Source organism: Acetobacter aceti NBRC 14818, assembly GCF_000193495.2.
GTDB lineage: Bacteria > Pseudomonadota > Alphaproteobacteria > Acetobacterales > Acetobacteraceae > Acetobacter > Acetobacter aceti.
Genome location: NZ_AP023410.1, coordinates 1,379,058 through 1,393,440, shown reverse-complemented (window position 1 = coordinate 1,393,440; position 14,383 = coordinate 1,379,058). Strand labels below are relative to the sequence as shown.

At 57.2% G+C, this 14,383-nt stretch carries 18 protein-coding genes; 7 read left to right on the top strand and 11 right to left on the bottom strand.

Features of this window, described 5'->3' with window-relative positions:
• The first annotated feature begins 3 nt into the window (after positions 1-3).
• A complete protein-coding gene (locus EMQ_RS06270; protein WP_010666883.1) occupies positions 4-744 on the top strand; it encodes a TlyA family RNA methyltransferase in 741 nt (246 codons plus the stop codon).
• Between the two features lie 111 nt (positions 745-855).
• Here EMQ_RS06270 and EMQ_RS06265 read toward each other — a convergent pair whose 3' ends face one another.
• Together EMQ_RS06265 and EMQ_RS06260 are read right to left on the bottom strand one after the other, a co-directional pair.
• Positions 856-1,800, bottom strand: a complete 945-nt coding sequence (locus EMQ_RS06265) for a lysophospholipid acyltransferase family protein (RefSeq protein ID WP_031941485.1) — start codon at positions 1,798-1,800, stop codon at positions 856-858.
• Positions 1,801-2,036: 236 nt separating this feature from the next.
• Positions 2,037-2,534 carry a peptide deformylase gene (locus EMQ_RS06260; RefSeq protein ID WP_010666885.1) on the bottom strand — a complete coding sequence of 166 codons (498 nt, stop codon included), beginning with the start codon at positions 2,532-2,534 and terminating at the stop codon, positions 2,037-2,039.
• A gap of 174 nt (positions 2,535-2,708) precedes the next feature.
• Between EMQ_RS06260 and rlmN the strand changes: the two genes are divergently transcribed.
• The 4 genes from rlmN (at position 2,709) to EMQ_RS06240 (ending at position 5,817) form a co-directional block, all read left to right on the top strand.
• Positions 2,709-3,890 carry a 23S rRNA (adenine(2503)-C(2))-methyltransferase RlmN gene (gene rlmN, locus EMQ_RS06255; protein WP_010666886.1) on the top strand — a complete coding sequence of 394 codons (1,182 nt, stop codon included), beginning with the start codon at positions 2,709-2,711 and terminating at the stop codon, positions 3,888-3,890.
• 135 nt (positions 3,891-4,025) lie between these two features.
• A complete protein-coding gene (ygfZ, locus tag EMQ_RS06250) occupies positions 4,026-4,898 on the top strand; it encodes a CAF17-like 4Fe-4S cluster assembly/insertion protein YgfZ (protein WP_010666887.1) in 873 nt (290 codons plus the stop codon).
• Complete coding sequence (gene hisI / locus EMQ_RS06245; RefSeq protein ID WP_010666888.1) at positions 4,895-5,323, top strand: phosphoribosyl-AMP cyclohydrolase; 429 nt, start codon at positions 4,895-4,897, stop codon at positions 5,321-5,323. The genes ygfZ and hisI overlap by 4 nt, the downstream gene beginning before the upstream one ends.
• A gap of 92 nt (positions 5,324-5,415) precedes the next feature.
• Positions 5,416-5,817 carry an acyl-CoA thioesterase gene (locus tag EMQ_RS06240; RefSeq protein WP_010666889.1) on the top strand — a complete coding sequence of 134 codons (402 nt, stop codon included), beginning with the start codon at positions 5,416-5,418 and terminating at the stop codon, positions 5,815-5,817.
• 211 nt (positions 5,818-6,028) lie between these two features.
• Here EMQ_RS06240 and EMQ_RS06235 read toward each other — a convergent pair whose 3' ends face one another.
• The 6 genes from EMQ_RS06235 to EMQ_RS06210 all read right to left on the bottom strand — a co-directional run bounded on the left by EMQ_RS06235 (position 6,029) and on the right by EMQ_RS06210 (position 10,776).
• The gene (locus EMQ_RS06235) at positions 6,029-7,108 is read right to left on the bottom strand and encodes an FRG domain-containing protein (protein WP_010666890.1); all 1,080 of its coding nucleotides are present in this window, start codon (positions 7,106-7,108) and stop codon (positions 6,029-6,031) included.
• Positions 7,095-7,835, bottom strand: a complete 741-nt coding sequence (locus tag EMQ_RS06230; RefSeq protein ID WP_010666891.1) for a hypothetical protein — start codon at positions 7,833-7,835, stop codon at positions 7,095-7,097. Before EMQ_RS06230 ends, EMQ_RS06235 begins: the two co-directional genes overlap by 14 nt.
• Before the next feature lie 268 nt (positions 7,836-8,103).
• Positions 8,104-8,463, bottom strand: coding sequence for a 50S ribosomal protein L20 (gene rplT / locus EMQ_RS06225; protein WP_010669173.1), 360 nt, complete (start codon positions 8,461-8,463; stop codon positions 8,104-8,106).
• Positions 8,464-8,477: 14 nt separating this feature from the next.
• A complete protein-coding gene (gene rpmI, locus EMQ_RS06220) occupies positions 8,478-8,681 on the bottom strand; it encodes a 50S ribosomal protein L35 (protein WP_010669172.1) in 204 nt (67 codons plus the stop codon).
• A gap of 163 nt (positions 8,682-8,844) precedes the next feature.
• Complete coding sequence (locus tag EMQ_RS06215) at positions 8,845-10,176, bottom strand: autotransporter strand-loop-strand O-heptosyltransferase (protein ID WP_010666488.1); 1,332 nt, start codon at positions 10,174-10,176, stop codon at positions 8,845-8,847.
• A gap of 102 nt (positions 10,177-10,278) precedes the next feature.
• Complete coding sequence (locus EMQ_RS06210; RefSeq protein ID WP_010666489.1) at positions 10,279-10,776, bottom strand: hypothetical protein; 498 nt, start codon at positions 10,774-10,776, stop codon at positions 10,279-10,281.
• Positions 10,777-10,978: 202 nt separating this feature from the next.
• Between EMQ_RS06210 and EMQ_RS06205 the strand changes: the two genes are divergently transcribed.
• Positions 10,979-11,824 (top strand): EcsC family protein, encoded by an 846-nt coding sequence (locus EMQ_RS06205; protein WP_010666490.1) that lies wholly within the window; start codon positions 10,979-10,981, stop codon positions 11,822-11,824.
• An 88-nt stretch (positions 11,825-11,912) separates the two neighbouring features.
• Here EMQ_RS06205 and EMQ_RS06200 read toward each other — a convergent pair whose 3' ends face one another.
• The gene (locus EMQ_RS06200) at positions 11,913-13,367 is read right to left on the bottom strand and encodes a mannose-1-phosphate guanylyltransferase/mannose-6-phosphate isomerase (RefSeq protein ID WP_018308299.1); all 1,455 of its coding nucleotides are present in this window, start codon (positions 13,365-13,367) and stop codon (positions 11,913-11,915) included.
• On the opposite strand from EMQ_RS06200, the gene EMQ_RS06195 reads away from it, so the two are divergent.
• On the top strand, positions 13,318-13,482 hold the full coding sequence (locus EMQ_RS06195; protein ID WP_010666492.1) for a hypothetical protein: 165 nt from the start codon (positions 13,318-13,320) through the stop codon (positions 13,480-13,482). The genes EMQ_RS06200 and EMQ_RS06195 overlap by 50 nt on opposite strands.
• A 109-nt stretch (positions 13,483-13,591) precedes the next feature.
• Here the strand turns inward: EMQ_RS06195 and EMQ_RS06190 are convergent, their stop codons facing one another.
• Together EMQ_RS06190 and EMQ_RS06185 are read right to left on the bottom strand one after the other, a co-directional pair.
• On the bottom strand, positions 13,592-13,894 hold the full coding sequence (locus EMQ_RS06190; RefSeq protein WP_132012025.1) for a hypothetical protein: 303 nt from the start codon (positions 13,892-13,894) through the stop codon (positions 13,592-13,594).
• Between the two features lie 190 nt (positions 13,895-14,084).
• A complete protein-coding gene (locus EMQ_RS06185; protein WP_010666494.1) occupies positions 14,085-14,381 on the bottom strand; it encodes an integration host factor subunit beta in 297 nt (98 codons plus the stop codon).
• Between the last annotated feature and the right edge of the window lie 2 nt (positions 14,382-14,383).

Below are 14,383 nucleotides of genomic sequence, written 5' to 3'. Positions count from 1 at the left end.
TTTATGGCGAAGCGCCGCGTAGACCAGCTCCTTGTTGATCGGGGACTGGTCGAAAGCCGCACGAAGGCGCAGGCCCTCATCATGGCGGGGCTTGTCTATACAAGTGACCGTCGTATAGCGAAGGCTGGCGACCAGATTGCCGAAGATGCTCCTCTGGCGCTCAAGGGGCAGGATCATCCGTGGGTTTCACGGGGTGGCCTGAAGCTCTCCCATGCACTGCCATTTTTCGGTTTTTCTGCTGAAGGTCGGATCGGTCTGGATGTAGGGGCGTCTACTGGCGGCTTTACCGATGTCCTGCTGACCAATGGTGCGAGCAAGGTCTATGCCGTCGATGTCGGGCATGGCCAGTTAGCGTGGAAGCTGCGCTCCGATCCGCGTGTCGTGGTAATGGAAAAGCAGAATGCCCGGGCGCTGGACGCCACGCTTATCCCCGATCCCATTGGGGCAGTGGTGTGTGACGCCAGCTTTATCGGTCTGCGCACGGTGCTACCTGCCGCGCTGTCACTCACCACACCGGATGCGTGGGCTGTTGCGCTCATCAAGCCCCAGTTCGAGGCCGGACGTGAGCATGTGGGGGCGAAAGGCGTCGTTCGCGATCCTGCTATTCATGAGCAGGTCTGCGCCATGATTTCCGACTGGTGGAAGACGCTGCCGGGCTGGGAAGTGCTGGGCGTGGAAGCCAGCCCGATTACCGGTCCGGAAGGTAACCGCGAGTTTCTGATCGGCGCACGCCGGACCGGGTGAACGAGGCCGTTTCTCGTCCCAGAATCTTTCCGAAGGACCTGAAAAGAGCGAACAAAGAGGCGCTTCATTTCAGTCCGATGAACGACCTTTGCGCCGCATGAAAAAGCGCGTCTACGCAGCCATCTCCTCATGCACCGTCGAACTCACCACCGTTTTCGGCCATCGCCGATGGAACCACAGCCATTGCTCAGGCTCTGCTTTGATCCAGCCTTCAAGATGTGCGTTCACGGCCTTCATGATCGACAACTGATCGGCTGTACGTTCGCCAGTGGTGGCAAAATCCAAGGCAGGCTCACACACCAGCCGGAACCGGGCCTTGCCGATCCGCACGACATGGATCGGCACGATGTTGCGCTTAAAGCGTGCGGCTAGCTGGGCGAGGGCAGGGGCCGTCCACGCTGTCTGTCCGAAGAAGGGAACGGCGATACCGTCATTCATCTTCTGGTCCACCAGCAGTCCCAACGTGCCGCCAGCGCTCAGATGGCCGATGATGTCTCTCGCACCACGTGCTCCCTTGGGGAACATTCGCGTTCCGTGCCCTGCCTCGCTGCGAAGCCGCTGGATCAGACGTTCGATCACCGGATTTGATGACGCCCGGTAAACACCGCCGACAGGCAGACCCAATGCGCCAGCGATGGGCAGAATCATTTCCCAGTTGCCCAGATGGGCCGAGAAGAACAGGGGCGGCAGACCGTTTTTCCGCGCAGCCTCGATATGTTCCTGTCCTGAAATCTCCCAGCCCGGTCCCACCAGAGTGCATTCCATCTTTTTGAGATGGGAAAACTCCCCGACCACGCGCCCAAGATTATTCCAAGCGCCCCGGACAATTCTCTTCTGCTGTTTTGTGTCCATGTGGGGGAAGGCGAGGGTAAGATTGCCTCTGGCAACTCGCGAGACAGGTAGAAGCGGACCAATGGTTCCTGCGAGAAAGCCACCGATGCCGGACGACAGTCCTATACCGAGAAGACGCATCAGCCCTACGCTGCCGTTGAACGCCAGCCCGGTCAGATAACCGCCAATGCGATCTCTGCCGGTGGGCACAGTAATGGATGTCATGAAGGAGAAAAGAGCCCGAGGTCGTCTGCCGTCCGCGCATTCAAAATGTGCGTCCACGGCCTGACAGAAGACATGTCTCCTGTCGGGAACTGCCTGAAACGCATGAAGTGTCACCTGACAAGAGGGATCGGGGAAATGTCATCCCGTGACTGACAGCTCTATCAGGTGAGAGGCGGAAAGGGCGTAACGAATGGTCTCGGAACTGATGTCTTCTGTCGCGGAGAGAAGCGGGGAAATTACCGGCGACGGAGTTTCTCGAACTGGGCCATGACTTTTCCACGTCTTAAAGGGGACAGCCGCTGGGTCCAGAACAGGCCGTTCAGCTGGTCGATCTCATGCTGATGACAGGCAGCACGCAGTCCTTCAGCTTCTTCGACGTGCTCAGTCCCTTCGAGATCCTGATAGCGCACACGAACACGGGCTGACCGTTCGACCGTGCCGGTGACGCCGGGCATGGAGATACTGCCTTCATCCAGACGGATTGTTTCCTTGGAAGCCTCGATAATCTCCGGATTGATGTAGGTTTGCGGCCCCGGCGCATCCGGGAGTTCCAGCACGACAACACGTTGCGCAACACCGATATGGGGAGCGGTGATTCCTATTCCGGGCGCGGCCCGCATGGTGTCGAGAAGGTCCGTGGCCAGAGACCGAAGCGTCTCGTCGAAATAGGTGACGGAGTCGGCGACGAGACGCAGCCTCTGATCTGGGAACATCACAATCTGACGCAGGGCCATATCGGCCTCCATCTGGATAAGGTGAAGGGGAGTGCTGTGTAATGGCGGAGCATCCGGGTAAGCAATCCTCGGATGAGCCGCATCGGCTGCCGATTTTTCTCCATTTTCCCCGCTGTCCGTGGTAGGAGGCCGCCTTTACGACTCTTTTTCGATCGAACAGGAAGATACAAGGTTATGAGCGACACGGACTTCGCGCTTGACGCCGCCGACCGGGAGCGGATTCTCGCGAAGTCGGCGCTGTTCTCACCGCCGCCGATCCAGCTTGCCGATGGGCGGCGCGACCTTGTCGGGCTGTCACGCGAGGAACTGACCGAGGAACTGGTCGCCATTGGCGAGAAACCGTTCCGCACCAAGCAGCTCTGGCACTGGATCTATCATCAGGGCGTGACCGATTTCACGAAGATGACCAGCATCGCCAAGCCGCTTCAGCAGAAGCTGGCGGAGCGGTTCATCGTCGGACGCCCCGATCCGGCCGTCGTGCAGACCTCACAGGACGAGACGCGCAAGTTCCTGTTCCGCTTCCGCGACGGACAGGAAGCCGAGACGGTCTATATCCCTGACCGCCGCGAGGATCGTGGCGCGGTGTGCATTTCCTCGCAGGTAGGCTGCACTCTCTCCTGCACCTTCTGTCATACCGGCACGCAGAAACTGGTGCGTAACCTCGGCGCTGCGGAAATCGTCGGCCAGTTCATGGCTGCGCGCGATTCCTATAACGAATGGCCCAGTCCGAAAGGGGATACGCCGCGTCTGCTGTCCACCATCGTGCTGATGGGTATGGGCGAGCCGCTCTACAATTACGAGAACGTGGCCAAGGCCATGCGGATCATCATGGACGGGGAGGGGATCGGCCTGTCCCGTCGTCGTATCACGTTGTCCACGTCCGGCGTCGTGCCACTGATGGACCGCTGTGGCGATGAACTCGGCATCAACCTCGCGGTGTCACTGCATGCCGTGCGCAATGACCTGCGCGACGAGATCGTGCCGCTCAACCGGAAATATCCCATTGAAGAGGTGATCGCGGCCTGCCGTCGCTACCCGGCGGCGAGCAATGCACGGCGGATCACGTTCGAATACATCATGCTGCGCGGCATCAATGACAGCGAGGCGGACGCTCGCGAACTGGTGCGCCTGATTCGCGGTATTCCGGCCAAGGTGAACCTGATTCCATTCAACGTTTGGCCCGGCAGCGACTACAAGCCGTCCACCCGCGAACAGCAGGCGAAGTTTGCCCAGATCGTCATGGATGCCGGTTTTGCCTCTCCAATCCGCACACCGCGTGGGCGCGATATTCTGGCGGCCTGCGGTCAGTTGAAGACCGCCAGCGAGAGAAGTCGTCCTGTCCGGGAGGGCATATAGGACGTCGCTAATCGGAAAGTGAGATTTCTTTCCTGAAAATGTAGAACTTGTCACTTGTATGGAGTGGGGTGAAGACCAATCTTCCGGACGCCTCTGCAGGATCGACGAGGTCACAGACCTCCGGGAGATTGGATAATGACTTATTTTGCTCACCTGACAGATCGGGCGGTGATAGCCGTCAGAGGTGAGGACCGCGTCAGGTTTCTTCAGGGACTGGTTTCCAATGATGTGGACGCTGTGGAGCCGGGAAAAGCGGTATGGGCCGCTCTGCTCACGCCGCAGGGACGCTGGAAAGCCGACTTCTTCATTATCGCTGATCCTGACGAGCCCTGCCTCCTTCTCGACTGCGCGGCTTCGCAGAGCGCCATGCTGGTCGAAACCCTGTCGAAATTCCGTCTCCGCTCGGATGTGAGCATTCAGGAAACGCGCCTTGTCGTGCATGCGGCGTGGGGTGGCCTGCCTGATGTTGCGACCGTGGAAAACGCGATTGTCGTGCCGGACCCGCGCCTGCCGGAAGCGGGTTGGCGTCTTCTCATGCTGGAACCATCAGCCGCCGCGAAAGCGGATGCCGTGGCGTATGATCTGCACCGGCTCGTGCTGGGACTGCCAGACGGTGTCCGTGATTGTGAGCCTGAAAAGACCCTGCTGCTTGAGGCCAACTTTGATCTGCTCAACGGTATCTCTTGGACCAAGGGCTGCTACATGGGGCAGGAGCTGACAGCGCGGACCCATTATCGTGGGCTGGTCAAGCGTCGGCTGGTGCCCGTGGCGTCCGAAGCCGTGCTGCCTGCGCCGGGAACGCTTGTGACCGCCGATGGGCGTGAAGTGGGACAGATCCGTTCGAGCCACGATCACTGCGGTCTGGCGTTTCTCAGGCCCGAGGCAGTGAGCCTTCATCTTGAGGCAGAAGACCATCGGATTGTGCCGCGGGTGCCAACATGGTTTACCACTGTGCTGGCGGCAGAGAAAAGCAGCCAGACTGCTGGTGTGGGAGAAGCGTCATCGTGAAAAGCGTTCGTCAGGAAACTGTTCGTCCAACGGCTGAGGCCGTCGATCGTGAACTGGAACGCGTTGCCTTTGATGCAAACGGTCTGGTCTGCGGTATCGCTCAGCAGCACGACAGTGGCGAAGTGCTGATGGTCGCCTGGCTGAACCGGGATGCACTCCGGGAAACATTGTTGACGGGGCAGGTCTGCTACTGGTCGCGCAGCCGCCAGTCGCTATGGCGCAAGGGCGAGACGTCCGGACAGGTGCAGAAGCTGGTCGAAGCGCGCCTCGACTGTGACGGCGATGCTGTTCTGCTGCTGGTCGATCAGACCGGCGTGGCCTGTCACACCGGACGCCGTAGCTGTTTCTACCGGCAGTTTGGACCGAATGGTCTGGAAACGATTTCGGACCCGCTTGTTACACCGGAAGCGCTCTACAGTCACTGAGTAGGGCGCAAAGAACGAGGACGTCAGTTGCCGACGGCATCCTTTTCGCCCATTCTCGATCGGCGCTGCGCTAGACGGAAGTGAGGACGTTCATGCTGTCAAACGAGATCAAGGAACCGTCGGGTGAACTGACCATCCGTGTCATCGCCATGCCGAGCAATACCAACGCCGCAGGCGATGTTTTCGGTGGCTGGGTCATGTCCCAGATGGATCTGGCGGCAGGTTCGGCAGCGGGAATGCGGGCCGCCGGTTCAAAGACCGTGACCGTCGCCATTGATGGCGTGTCCTTCCTTGCCCCGATGGCCGTTGGGGATGAACTGTCGGTCTATACGGACATTCTCAAGGTTGGACGCACCTCCATGACGATCGGTGTGCAGGCATGGCGACGGGTCAGACAGTCGCATGAGCGGCAACTGGTGACGCACGGCAAATTCGTGTTTGTCGCTGTGGGTGAGGATAATCGCCCGATGGAGATTCCTGCAGCGGCAGGGTAGAGTTTTGGGGCGGGTGTACTGAAGCGTCTGCTATGGCGGGGTAAAAGGAAGGTCCGGTTTGGAGCGTCCAGAAATGTTTTCTGCCGTTCGTGCGACTATGTGTGACGACCGCTGCGCGCTTTACTGTAGTCGTTCCACACTGCTGGGAAGCTTCTCACAAGCGGACATAAATTCGGTTTATGCTGATGACTTCGGGAGCGCCCTCTGCTGCTCAAGGAATGTAGTAAATCTTCGATAGTAAATTTTGGACAATAGGTAGTTTCAGTTCACTCTTGCGCTCTAGAAGGAATCGAAGGAACTCGTCGTCTTGTGATCTGGGAAAATAATGCGAAGGCTCGAAGTCAAACTTCCACGTCTCATGTCCTACTAGTTTCAAAGCGACATAAATCCGTTGAGCGGCATTGTTAGGCGCGTGCCCCCAGCCCGTCGAGAAGAACATTGCTGATTGAGCGCGTGGCCGGGTGCACAAAAGACGTTTTGGTGCCAGTTTCTCGTCCTCAAACAGTTCATGATCGGAGAAGCCACCGAGGCCATAGATGATTGGTGCGTCACTTGGAGCCGCACGCGTAGCCGTGATGATGCCCTCAATGTTCGTCTCGAATGTATGAAGAGCGAAAAATAAAGCAACATCGATCTCGTGGGTGACGTCTAATCCTACGCTTGGAAGACCATAATGCTGTGCTGTTGCAAAACCCCACATCCGATAGCGATAGGAGTTTACGAAATTCAGCAGTTCTCGCTGATTACTATGTTCTCGCGCCCTTTCGTGAACATAGAGATCCAGTAACGCCGACCATGCGCTGAAGCTATCCGGGAAGTACAGACCAGTCCTCGCTGCGGAAGGTAACAATGACGGCTCATCAACGTCTTCCGCTCCATACAACCGGAGCAGTTCATCTTTAGTACGGCCTGCTTTCTCCGTCGTGTAATGGCTCGACTGCCCACGCCATACACCGCGGACGTTTGGATCTCCTGATTTCACACTACTCGCTATAGCACGAACTTCTTCAATGGAGCCGACTTCAATGACAGGCACTCGGCGATACGGGACACGTAAAAATACTCCATTGGCAAGTCGATCTAGGGGGCCAATTGGCAGATCATCCGTGCGCCCATAGACAGCAGCACCGTGGGCTGGGGTCCAACTCCAACAATTTCCGTAAATGCCGTCGACGAATCCCGGTGTTCCTGCACTGTTGTTAACTTGTCCTATGTTGCAGGCAGGTGAGACACGGTCCGCAATCGGATTGATGTTATCCAAGTGAGCGAATAGCTGGTCAATGGAGTGCATCGAGCATCCTCTGTCCAGCCTGAATTGCGATCTCCAAAGCAGCAGGATCCACTGGAGGGAGCGTTTGAACATTCACGGCACGGTAGGCAATGTCGATGTTGGTTTGGCCAGGCAACGCGAATTGGGTTCCGACCTCGAAGCCAAATGCATAGAAACACGCAGCTTCGATAAAACTGGGCAGACAGGCATCGGCATACGGCCGATGGAAAATCGGAGGACGGCTTCCCGTCTTCTTCTCAGATTCGGCAACGGTGTAACGCAAGCCCTTAGTGAATTCGTACTTATCCAAATAAAGATCCATGAGACAGTTCAAAGGCGCCCGGATAAGCTCAATCGCGGCAGGTTGGTCCTGAATATAAAATGCAAGCTTGTTGTTTAGTCCGGCAACTCTGCCCAGCTGAATGGTGGGTCTGAAACGCAGAGATTGCAAAGCATATCCAGTAGCGTCAGTAATCTGTGGATCGAGAGCGCGACAAACGGCAATCTTCTGTGCAGGAACCACGTATCCATCGATCAAGTATCCGAGCAGAAGTGCGAAGATATCTGCAAACGAAGGTTCAGAATGCTCAAGAGGCATTAGTAACAAACTCTCGGGTTGATCACCAGGAACGGTTCGCGCTTCAAGAATACGCGCTGCGACCATGATGTCGGCTACGGACGTCCAAGCAGAAAGTTCGCCAAATATCTGGCCCCCCCTTACTTTTGGAAAAAGCTCTTTTGTCATCATCCCTCTGGCCGATTGTTCGCAACAAAAGCACCTTTTTTTTGGAAATGAAAAGGGTCACTCCGCCAGAAAGTTGATCTTTCCGGCTTTTCCCGCCTCCGGCCCAGCTCGGCCAAGAGACGCCGTGCTGTTTATGTCCGTTGTACGGAAAGCTATTTATCGTCATGTATGCCCGAAATGAGGCGGAATCTATCGTTCCGGCAGCCTGTTTTCACCATAAAAAAAGCCGCCCCGAGAGGCGGCTTTCTTACATCGCCCGTGAGGACAGCAATCAGGCAGCGAGAGCAGCCTGAGCCTTCTTCACGATTTCACCGAAGGTGGCGGCGTCATCGAATGCGATGGCGGCCAGAACCTTACGGTCGATCTCGATGCCAGCCTTGTCCAGACCGTTGATGAAACGGCTGTAGGTCAGGCCATGCTCGCGAACGGCAGCATTGATACGCTGGATCCACAGAGCGCGGAATTCGCGCTTCTTGTTACGACGATCGCGGTATGCGTACTGAAGCGACTTTTCGAGACGCTCGAGCGCAATGCGATAGTTCGTGGAGGAACGTCCGCGGAAGCCCTTGGAGAGCTTGAGAACTTTTTTGTGACGGGCGTGCGTCGTTACGCCCCGCTTAACACGTGCCATTTATAAAGTGCTCCTCAAGCCAGCCCGTAGGGGGCCCACTGCTTCACAGTCTTGGCGTCCATTTCCGTCATGGTCTGAGGACCACGGTTGGTGCGCTTCATCTTCTGCGAACGGTTGATAAGGCCGTGGCGCTTGTTGCCAGGACCGCAGAGCACTTTGCCGGTCGCGGTGATCTTGAACCGCTTCTTGACCGACGACTTCGTCTTCATCTTGGGCATTTCAGTCTCCTTGACGTAAGGCTGTCTTCCTCCCGAAGGATGAAAACAGCAAAGCACGGCCGGGCATGCCCCACAGGCCCGGACGCGTGAAGGAAAGGCGCTCTTACAGAATAGCGCCCCACTTTTCAAGCTCTTCCACAGAATTATCGTGCGTGTGCGAAAATCATGCCGGAGTATCCGGCGAATCACCCTCGGGATTGCGCACAGGGAAGCCCGGAATCGTTTTGATGACCCGCTTCAGATGCTCGACCGTGATCAGGCGCGTGCACTCAAACTGACGCGGTGTTCCGGCATGGCGCGGACACCAGAGAAAATCCTTGTGGTCAAAGCGATGCGCCGGATCATTCCAGCAGGAATTGCACGCATGCCAGTTCACAATGCGCCACGGCGTGTGAAACTCGTTGGTGGGATGAGTGAACCCGGCAATCATCACAACCTTGCAGCGCGCCGCCCATGCCAGCCAGGACAGGCCGCTGGAGAGGCCGATGAAAAACTCGGCATGGCGAAGCCATCGGACGCGCTCCGCCAGCGACCGGTCGCCCGTCTGGTCTTCTGCGCCATAGGGAATCTGGTTCCAGACGATGCCGGTGCCATGAACGGGTTTCTGGTCAATGCAGATCACCCGGTAGCCACAGTTTTTCAGATACGCGACAAGCTGTAGCCAGCCGCTCGGGTTGTTCCAGTATTTACACTGGGAGCTGCTCTGGGCGGCGATGCAGATGTAAGGCTCTTCAATAGGCCGGGCACGGTTCTCGTCCGGTGCAACGACCGGAGGCTCCTCCGTCGGATCTACCCCGAGAATATAACCCGCAGTCCGGTGCAGACCGACAAGACGGAAATCCGTGGGCTGCCAGATATTGGCCTGATCGTCGAAAAACAGACCGATTGTATAGGTCGCGTAGAAGGTCTTGAGCGTTTCGCTGTTTTCGATCTCTTCCGGTGTGACGAGAGTGATGTGCGGGTAGGCGCTTTTGAACAGCGGAATAATGGGTGCCGCCATCACGCAGGTCACCTTGCAGCCATGCGCCTCTGCAAAGCGGGCGACATAAGGAAACCACCCAAGCGTATCGCCTAACGTGCCGACTGGAAGCTGGATCAGGACAGGCTTGTTCCGGCAGTCATAATCATGGGACAGGATGAGAGTGCCTGCCTTATCATGAATCTGGATGCCGAAACGGACGTAGAAGCGCTTGGAACTGTTGACGTTGGCTCTGCCTGTCGTCGTTTCGAACAGAATGTTGCCTGTATCGAGATCCTTGAGGCGAATCGTCCATTTGCCGTCCGGCAACGCCACACGGCAGCCTGCATTGAAATCGTAGCGGATCCCTGCCGGTCCTTCCTGCGTGGGAAGTTTGGCTGCGTCGACGAACGCGCCTTTTTCGGGTGGTTTTTCCGTATTGCTGCTACCGGAAGCCTCTCCGGAAGAGGCGCTGGCCGGAGGAACAGGTGCATCCGTGACCGGAGCATCAGAGAGTGTGGCTTCTGTTGCAGACATACGGCTCTTGATAATCAGAGGGTTTCAGAACGCAGGCGTCTTAGCTGTTAAAGGTGAAATATTATAAGAAACAGATAATGACCCGATGAAACCCTGCTGACGTTAAGGTTCTCCGGCCGCTCCCGCGCTGCCGACGGCATCTCCACCACGCCCGGATTGTCCGGCATAGGTGTGATAGGTGAAGGGCGCATTGTAAGGCGCGCCAACGGGCGCAATGAATTTCACGGGCATCCCGAAGAAATCAAACTGGGTGGCCCCGTTATTGGCGTCTCTGGGGATCTGCTGCGCTTCAATGGACGGCAGCGGCTCGCCATGCGGCGTTTTGCGGACGTCCAGAGAGTAATGCGACTCTATGGTCTCATCGATATCTTCGACAGGCTCATAACCGTCCGGTGGCGGAGGCGCGCCTTCCTGTGATTCCAGGGAGCGGGCTGTCGTGGCCGGCGCGATCTTGCCGGAGGACAGATCTGTCGGATCAGCATGCTGTGTCGCGGCCTTGTGACGTGGCGTGTGCGACGCTGCCACGGCGGGACTGAACAGCACGGGCATAGCCAGCAATGCGGCAAGAGCGAGCCCGGTGGATGCCTTTTCCAGAACCACTCTGAACGGCCCCTTTAACGAAAGGGCCGACCTCATGGCAGCGGGTGATAACATGGTCATAATGCCTTCCTGACACGGCGATAAACCAAAGTCGGATGTATGACGCTTGCGGTCAATGAATGTTTCCGCAACCTTGCGCGAACGAAAGCACTTATATTTATAAGTAGCGACACATGAGCCAGCTGGAACAGGATACCTTCCGATGACCGTAAGCACAGGACAACAACTTGCTCCATTAGCTCTCACGGATGGGCAGATCCTGGAGCTTGAAAATGCGTTGAAGCAGGTGGAGGCCGGACGTGGCGTTCTGGTCCGTATGGCCGACCTGATGGGGGGGGCTGTCGGGCATGCCACCCGACTCGGCCTGCGTGGACTGGGGATGACGCCTCGTGTGCAGGACAAGCTCAAGGGCATTGCCGAGACAGCCATCGCCAAATCATTTGACGTGGCGATTCTGGGAATGTCCGGACCGCTGGATGCTGCTGCCAGCGGTGAGGCGGCAGATCGGTCAACGGGCAAGGGTGTGCGCGAAAAAGCCCTGCAGGCCGCTGTCGCCGTGTCTGGCGCGGTCGGTGGTTTTGCCGGACTTGCCGGTCTCGCGCCGGACATCAGCTTCACCACCCTGACCATCATGCGTGAGATCGCCCGCATCGCCCGCGAGGAAGGGGAGGATCTCTCTGACCCCGACTCCCGTCGCGCCTGTCTTGAGGTCTTTGCTCTTCGCGCCTTCCCCAATATCGGCGAGGGCAGGGAGAGTGAGCTGGGGTATTTCTCTGCCCGCACCGTGCTGCGTGGCCGGCCGGTCGTGATGCTGATTTCCGAGGTCGCATCGCATTACGGACTGGCTTTGGGACACAAGATTTCGCTGCAACTGATGCCGGTCGCGGGTGCGCTCTGTGGTGCGTCGCTCAATGCGGCGTTCCTGGCCCATTATCAGGCGCTGGCACGGGCGCACTTCACCATCCGTCGTCTGGAGCGTGAGCACGGTCCGACAGTGCGGGATACAGCAGTCGCTCTGCGTGATCTGGCGAGCACGCAGGACGCCTGATTTTCAAAACGCTGTCCGGACATTAAAAAAAGGGCTTTCTTTTGGGAAAAAGCCCCCTTTTTGTTTGCTGCCTGTAGGTGGGGACTAATCAGGACCGGTTATAGGTATCCTCAAGCCGTACGATATCGTCTTCCCCCAGATAGGCTCCTGTCTGCACTTCGATCAGGGTCAGGGGGATCTTGCCGGGGTTTTCCATACGGTGAATACAGCCCTGTGGCAGATAGATGCTCTCATTCTCGCGCACGAGGACCTTGTCCTCATCCCGCGTCACCAGAGCGACACCGCCGACGACAATCCAGTGCTCGGCGCGGTGGAAGTGTTTCTGCAGGGAGAGTTTCTCGCCCGGCTGAACGACAATCCGTTTGACCTGAAACCGGTCATTCTGGATCAGGCTCTCGTAAAAGCCCCATGGACGATAGCAGCGGTTATGGCTTGCTGCTTCCGGTCGCTTTGCCTTCTTCAGCCGATCAACGATTTTCTTGACGTCCTGTGCCCGGTCACGATGCGTGACCAGCACAGCGTCATCTGTTGTCACGACCACCAGATCATCGACACCGGCGACCGCCGTCAGATATTTCTCTGACCGAACGTAACTGTTCTTGGAATCTTCAATCAGCACGTCACCGACGGCGACATTCCCCGCCGTGTCTTTCGGGCTGATATCCCACAGCGCATCCCAGCTTCCGACATCGGACCAGCCGAGATCGGCTGGCACCACGGCGACATTGCTGCTCCGTTCGGCGATGGCGTAATCGATTGAAATGTCCGGTGCAGTCTTGAATTCCTCGATGCCAAGGCGTTCGAAGAAGAGATCACCTTTCCGGGCCTCGTAGGCTGCCCGCACGGCAGTCATGACTTCCGGAGCATGTTCTTCCATCTCGCGAAGCAGGGTATCTGCCCTGAAGACGAACATGCCGGAGTTCCACAGATAGTCACCGGACTTGAGGAAGAATTCGGCCTGCTCCTCATCCGGTTTCTCACGGAAGGCCTTCACCGTAGAGATGCCCTCAAGTCCCGAAATTGTCTGTCCGACCTCGATGTAGCCGTAACCGGTCTCTGGCCGTGTCGGCTTCATGCCGAAGGTCACGACCAGCCCCTGTTCAGCACCGGCGATTGCATTCTGCATGGCGGTATTCAGGGCTTCCGGTTTTGTAATGGCGGCGTCGGCGGCCATCAGCCAGAGCACGGCCTGCGGGTCCGTCTGGGCGACGAGCAAGGCCGCAGCGGCAATGGCCGGTGCGGAGTTCCGTCCCACCGGTTCCAGCAGGATTTTGGGGGACTCTATTCCTGCCTCACGCAGTTGTTCCGCAATCAGAAAGCGATGCGCTTCATTGCAGACGATCACGGGCGCAGAGAGGGAAATGCCTCGGGCTCGCAGGGCTGTTTCCTGCAAAAGAGACTGCGCGCTCAGCAAAGGCCACAGCTGTTTGGGAAAACTCGCACGTGACATTGGCCACAGACGGGTTCCCGACCCCCCTGAAAGAATGACGGGTATGACGGTCGAAGCATTTTTGTCTGCCATCTGGATCCCTGTTCTGCTCATGGCGAAGCCTGTTTCCTGGCGTATTTCAGACGTGTTGTCTGATGTATGCCGCGAAGAAACACTTTTGTCGCAGGCCGTTGATGCAGGAAACCTAGCCCAACACAGATCGGGATGAAATCCGTTTGATCACAAATCCAGACGGATGAAAGGAAGTAATACCATCAGGGAGGGAGTTATTCTCATATGATGAGCAAAATCTTATAAATAGTCAAATGAGAAAAGTCTTATCCGCGGCGACGGACATGCTTCCCCGGCAGGCATCCGTGCTTGCTGTCCGTGTAATAGATGGCCCGTCCGACCGGAGCCAGCAGCTTTCCATGAGAGCCGATCGCGCCCAGTTTACGGCCATGCGTCATGATAACGGACCCGCCGGACAGACAGCCCTGTAGTGCCGATTTTCTGGTGTGATGTGTTTTGGTGTGCGGTGCTGAACGCTGTAGTGGTGCGTGACTGCCAAGAGTGCGTGCTTGCGCCTGTGTTGAAGCAATGACACAGGCCAGAAGCAGCATCCCCCCCGTTTTCGGCACACTGACTCTCAGGCTTTTTGCCTGCTTTAAGCAGCATTCTGACAAGCCGTACACGAAAGCCATAACAGCGCCCGGAAAAACGGCCGTCGGAAACTGACCGTGGAATGAGATCAGTTCTAACAGTATATCAGAAGCACGCACAAGACATGCGAAATGAGGACGTTAATCCTCATGAATCGCCTTTTCGGAGCTATTCGTCCTGTGGCGTTGCGCCGTTGACACGTTCGCGCAGCTCTTTTCCGGCCTTGAAAAAAGGCACGACTTTCTCGTCCACAGACACGGATTCACCGGTGCGGGGATTACGCCCTGCTCTGGCTTCCCGTTTCTTGACAGTAAAAGCCCCAAAGCCACGGAGTTCGACACGATCTCCGCGCGCAAGCGCGCTTGTCAGTTCGTCGAAAATCGTATGAACGATTAATTCAACGTCCTTGAGTAAAAGATGAGGGTTCGCCGCTGCTATTTCAGCGACAAGTTCGGATCTGGTCATCT